Origin of the sequence: Desulfobacter sp. UBA2225, from assembly GCF_002348205.1 — a bacterium.
GTDB lineage: Bacteria > Desulfobacterota > Desulfobacteria > Desulfobacterales > Desulfobacteraceae > Desulfobacter > Desulfobacter postgatei.
On sequence record NZ_DDYV01000284.1, the window covers coordinates 1 to 5,195 of the forward strand.

Genomic DNA, 5,195 nt, shown 5'->3' on the forward strand with positions numbered 1-5,195 from the left:
GGCTGGACACGTTAGCGACCTCGGTCGCTTAGAAGCCCCTTCTGAATCTTTGATTCAGGAGGGGAGCAGTCACTAAAAAACTGTGATTTACTGGTAGGTACCTTAAAATTTCAAAGGAAAACCGCTACTGTCAATCTTTTATTCTTTTTCCAAGGCGAAAAATATGTGACATATGGCGTTCTGGAGATAAACAGCCAAGAAACGGAGAGCAAAACGAGTATGACACATCCTGGAGAGTTATTAAAGAAAAGCGGGTTATATGCCGGAAAGGAGTTGGGCCAGAACTTTTTGTCACACCCGACTACGGCCCAGATGATTGTAGAAAAAACCGGCGTTGATAAAGAAACTACCGTGCTTGAAATAGGTCCGGGTTTAGGGGCAATCACCCTGCCATTGGCAAGGTCCTGCAAGCAGGTTGTGGCCGTTGAAAAAGACCGCCGTATAATTCCTCTGCTTGAAGAGGAGCTGGCCGGTGAAGGAATCTGCAATGTTACGATTATAAATCAGGATATATTAAAAACGGATATCAGGGAAATTGCAGGAACAGAAAAACTTGTTGTAATAGGGAATCTGCCATACAATATTTCATCCCAGATCCTTTTTAAGCTCGTTACAATTCGCCAGGTTCTGACACGCGCATTTCTGATGTTTCAAAAGGAGCTTGCCCAACGTCTTCTTTCATCAGCCGGTACCAAAGACTATTCAAGACTTTCTGCGGTGGTTCAGTATGCATCAAAAATAAGTCGGGTTGCAGATATCGGGCCTAATAATTTTTTTCCAAGGCCGGAAGTGAACTCCACGGTCCTTCGCTTTGATTTTTTTGAAACCAAAGGCATGGGCGAAGCGGACGAGATTCTGCTGTTCAGCGTAATCAAGGCAGCGTTTTCCAAACGAAGAAAAACCCTTCACAATGCCATGTCCGGCGGAGAAATGGGCTTGACAAAAGAACTCGTGGGTATTGCCCTTAAAAACGCCGGCATTGACGCCTCCCGGCGGGCTGAAACCCTGAATGTTCAGGAGTTCATAGATTTGTCAAAGGCCGTGGGAAAGGTTAACGCCCTTGAATTATGATTGAATCAAAAATTTCCATAGATAAGCTCATTGACATTGTCCGCCAGGGTGGCCGGGTTAAAACCGGGGTGGATGTATATAACAGCAACGGCACCCTGCTTCTGGCCAAAAATGTGATGGTGGATAAGACAAAGCCCCTGAAAATACTTCGGAACAATGGCCTTCGGCAGGTTCCGGTAGCAAGCAACGGGGGCGTGTTTGACGCATCCGGTAATAAAATAGAGATGGGATCCACCGCCATTCCCGACCCCTTGCCAGATTCATTTCCCGATCCGGAACCCGTCAAAACTCAAAACGTAACTGAACGGCTCAAGGAAATTCTGGAACTGCGCAGGTTTGCCGAATCCATCAGTGTTAAAGCCCAGGCCAGTATAAAAAATGCTGTGAACCAGATCCGGCAGACAAAGGGTGAATTTGATGTGAATGCCGTATCAGAGCAGGCATCGGAACTTGCATCATTTGCCGAACACAAACACCACCCCTTTGCATACGCGCCAAGGGATTGGTTTTTTTATGATGATTATTTTTACAGCCATGCCACCAATGTCTGCGCCTTGGGCTCCCAGGTATTGCGTCAATTTAACAGGGCTTTCTCCAACGTAGTGGAAAAATCGCTTTGGTCATCATCATCAGCCCTTGCCGGCAATGGATCTTCCGGAATGTTTTCCTATTACTACCCCGAGGAGATAGAAGAGATGTCCTTTGGCCTGTTCATCTATGATCTGGGAAAATCCATGGTATCGGAAGCTATTTTAAACAAGACATCCGCCTTGAGCAAAGATGAAACCGAACTGCTGCGCAGGCACACCAAAGATTTCGGATTTACGGTAATTGAAAAAAACCATCTGGGCAGTACTGTGCTCAGCAACATGATCCGGTATCATCATGGGCCGCTATATGAGGGAGAGCCTGGGTGTTATCCTATGGGACTTGATTGCGGGATGATGCCACCCTATGTCAAAATATGCAAACTGATGGACATTTATGACGCCATGATTTCCAAACGCAGCTACCAGGATGCCGTTAACCAGGTTACTGCCGTCACCGGCCTGTTCCGCAGTTATGTGCACAAAGACCCCATCTTGCAGTTTATTCTCCATGCTTTTGTTAAAACCGTCGGGCTCTATCCGCCGGGCAGCATTGTTTTTCTTAAAAGCGGACAGATGGCCTATGTTCTTGAAAACGAAGGTCCCCTTGTTCTTCCTTTTACAGACAGAAACCAAACCCCGTTGACATCCAGGCCGGATCCTTTTAACGCCGGAAAACAGACCGGGATTCTTGCCATTGACAGTGACAGAAGTATCAGGCAACCCAAAAAAATATGGAATTGCCTTCCTGTATTTATCAGGGAGTTTGCCCTGCCCAAGGATCAGGTGGCAGCGGCAGTTTCTGCTATTTCCCCCATATAATCCTATTTGTTCAGGGCTTAAAAAAGCCCAGAAACACTCTCTCCTGTATGGATGTGCTTGATGGCCCGGGCAAAAAGAGATGCCACGGACAAGGATTTAAGCTGGGGAAACTGTTTTTCTACAGGAAGATGTACCGTGTTGGTGACCACAATCTCAGATATGAAAGTTTGATTTAAATTTTCCACTGCCTGGCCGCAAAGCACCGGATGGGTTGCACCAACATAAACCTTAGCCGCTCCTGCGCGTCTCAATGTATCAACGGTGCTCACTATGGTTCCCCCTGTGGATATTTCATCGTCAAAAACAATGGCATCCAGACCCTTTACATTACCCACAACCAGCCCCTGCTGAACATCTGAATCGCTGAGCCGACGTTTGTCAATGATGGCAAGGGAGGTGTCCAGACGTTTGGCAAACCGTCCGGCTCTTTTAGCACCGCCGGCATCCGTGGCCACCACCACCACCTTTGACAGATCCAGGAGCGCTGTAAAATAATCACAGATTGTGGGTATGGCTGTTAAATGATCCACGGGAATGCTGAAAAATCCATGCACGGCATCGGCGTGCAGATCCATAGTCAGTACCCGGTCTGCCCCGGCAGTTTTCAAAAGATCGGCAACCAGGCGAGCGGCAATGGATATTCTTGGCGCATCCTTCTTATCGGACCGGGCATATGAATAATAGGGGATGACAGCTGTAATCCGTTTAGCAGATGCGCTACGCAGTGCATCCAGAGTAATCATCAATTCCATGAGATGATCACTGACAGGTGTGCTCAAAGACTGAACCACAAATACATCTTTTTCCCTGACACTTTCCTTAATCTGTACAAATAAATTGTCATTTGAAAACCGAGATGTTTCCATAGGACTTAAAGGAATTCCGATATTCCCACAAATTTCCGTTGCCAGATCCGGATTGGATCCACCGGAAAATATTTTTAAATCATCTGTCATTTTAACTTTCCTGAAGGGGTTCCAGTTCGCGCTTTTTAATACCAGTTTACCAGTCAAGAAACAAGAGCTTGGAAAGAAGAAACAACGCATATATTTTTTATTACAAGATGTACTATATTAAAGATTATTTAAAAAACTATAATAACAATAATAACTAAGGTTTAAATGTTTACAATTGATTTAATATCTTAATATTATTGATTATATTTGTATCTTTTGTGTTTAAAGTTTTGAATAAAATTTTTTTAAAAGTAGAAGGTATTAAAAGGTATTAAAAGGCCTGTTTTTGAAGGGTCTATAAAACAGGCTTTTTAAACAATTTGTTGTCAGGATTGAATCCAATCCCTGATACCCTTTAAATCAGACCCATTCCAGTCATCTGAAATTCTTTTTTCGATAAATTTTAAAAACAGGGTGTCAATAACTTTGATAACCTTCATAATTAAAAAGGTTTTTTCAATAATCAGACCTTCTATTTCATCTTCTGATGAGGAGATGTCAATGGTTGGGGTTTTCAAACCGGTGATATTGAAACTTTCACCTTTGATTGAAAATTTATATTCTTCTTCACCCATCCTGCAGATCAGGTTCATATCTGTTACCCATGCCCCTTTTTTAAGGGCTGTGCCCCCTTCTTCAAGACCGGCCTGATCACCTTTAATGGTAATTTTTTCTTTTGATTTATCGCCAAGATTATTTTCAAGACTGATGGAATTTCCAATCTCAAAGATTATCGGATCTTTTGAACTTGCAAGGGTTGTAATATCCTGATCCGTTTCAATGAGGTACCAGATCCATGTCAAAAATTCGTTGCCTAAAAATCCATATTTATTGTAAGCCGTTGCTATATCTAACATCATGCACCTTTCGTATTTAAGGGCGATAAAGCCAGTACCCTGTCTTTTTTATCGTTTGAAAATCTGCCCAGCTTTTCCACTATTGTATAGGGAAATATTTTAATGGGTTTATGGTCAAAGGATTTGAAAAACAACGTTTCAAATAATTCATTGGCCGCCTTTTGGGTGGAAAATAAGAGTAAGTTTTTATCTTCATAATCCCATAACACATCATATATATTTGGAATAAATGGTGTTTTATGCATCAAAATATCAATGACCATCTCCTTTATTTCAGTTTTTTCATTTTTTGAAATAAAGGGTCTGCCGCTTTCTTTCTTTTTTTTCTCCATTTCAATGGCCATATGTTTTTGAACCAGTTTAGCCGGGATTGATTTTTTATCAATGCGCAGAGAAAAGGCAAAATAGGTGCCGAATATAAAAGAAGCTGATTGAAAGTCTGGTTTATAGGGGGTTTCAAGGGGAGTCCATCCGGCTGATATTTCATCGTATTCGTTTTCAATTTCAGGGATGGCGTTTTCAATCAATCCCCGGCGGACACCTTCTGCAGGACCGTCAGTAAATTCACCGTCAATATAATAACGGCTGATGGAATGGGTGGAAGATATCAATCCCATATATACTCCTTTTTTCATGTTAAACGGCTGTTAAACGCTTGTTTAAGTCTCTTACAGCCGTGTTTAATGTATAAAAAATTTTTGGCAAATTGTTATGATTATCAGATACAGATGAATCAAGAAAGTTCATCTTATATTTTTTCCAGGGTCAAAGCATCTAAACATCCTGAGTGTAATTTTTTTTATGCCGGGCATTATTATATATTGCCTTTATACGATTTTAACCAGGATTTTAAAATTGATGAACGCTCACAATTGCAGGTAAACCGTGTCCTTTCGGCAAGC

6 protein-coding genes are annotated in these 5,195 nt (G+C 42.3%); 3 read left to right on the top strand and 3 right to left on the bottom strand.

Going from position 1 to position 5,195, the window contains the following annotated elements; translation table 11 throughout:
• The first annotated feature begins 219 nt into the window (after positions 1 to 219).
• Positions 220 to 1,071, top strand: coding sequence for a 16S rRNA (adenine(1518)-N(6)/adenine(1519)-N(6))-dimethyltransferase RsmA (gene rsmA / locus B3D59_RS14815; RefSeq protein ID WP_286821142.1), 852 nt, complete (start codon positions 220 to 222; stop codon positions 1,069 to 1,071).
• The gene (locus B3D59_RS14820; protein ID WP_286821150.1) at positions 1,068 to 2,480 is read left to right on the top strand and encodes an HD-GYP domain-containing protein; all 1,413 of its coding nucleotides are present in this window, start codon (positions 1,068 to 1,070) and stop codon (positions 2,478 to 2,480) included. The genes rsmA and B3D59_RS14820 overlap by 4 nt, the downstream gene beginning before the upstream one ends.
• 17 nt (positions 2,481 to 2,497) lie before the next feature.
• Here the strand turns inward: B3D59_RS14820 and B3D59_RS14825 are convergent, their stop codons facing one another.
• From B3D59_RS14825 to rdgC, 3 genes are all read right to left on the bottom strand, one after another.
• Complete coding sequence (locus B3D59_RS14825; RefSeq protein WP_286821152.1) at positions 2,498 to 3,436, bottom strand: ribose-phosphate diphosphokinase; 939 nt, start codon at positions 3,434 to 3,436, stop codon at positions 2,498 to 2,500.
• Positions 3,437 to 3,762: 326 nt separating this feature from the next.
• Entirely contained in the window at positions 3,763 to 4,296 is a 534-nt protein-coding gene (locus B3D59_RS14830) for a hypothetical protein (protein WP_349676901.1), read from the bottom strand.
• Entirely contained in the window at positions 4,293 to 4,910 is a 618-nt protein-coding gene (gene rdgC / locus B3D59_RS14835) for a recombination-associated protein RdgC (RefSeq protein ID WP_286821154.1), read from the bottom strand. The genes B3D59_RS14830 and rdgC overlap by 4 nt, the downstream gene beginning before the upstream one ends.
• Before the next feature lie 66 nt (positions 4,911 to 4,976).
• Here rdgC and B3D59_RS14840 point away from each other — a divergent pair.
• Positions 4,977 to 5,195, top strand: a 219-nt coding sequence (locus tag B3D59_RS14840) for a hypothetical protein (RefSeq protein ID WP_286821159.1), incomplete at its 3' end; no start/stop codon positions are given.

Excerpts from the sequence above, each read along its gene's own strand:
- rsmA (WP_286821142.1), top strand. The coding sequence starts at position 220 with ATGACACATCCTGGAGAGTTATTAAAGAAAAGCGGGTTATATGCCGGA.
- B3D59_RS14820 (WP_286821150.1), top strand. The coding sequence starts at position 1,068 with ATGATTGAATCAAAAATTTCCATAGATAAGCTCATTGACATTGTCCGC.
- B3D59_RS14825 (WP_286821152.1), bottom strand. The coding sequence starts at position 3,436 with ATGACAGATGATTTAAAAATATTTTCCGGTGGATCCAATCCGGATCTG.
- B3D59_RS14830 (WP_349676901.1), bottom strand. The coding sequence starts at position 4,296 with ATGATGTTAGATATAGCAACGGCTTACAATAAATATGGATTTTTAGGC.
- rdgC (WP_286821154.1), bottom strand. The coding sequence starts at position 4,910 with ATGGGATTGATATCTTCCACCCATTCCATCAGCCGTTATTATATTGAC.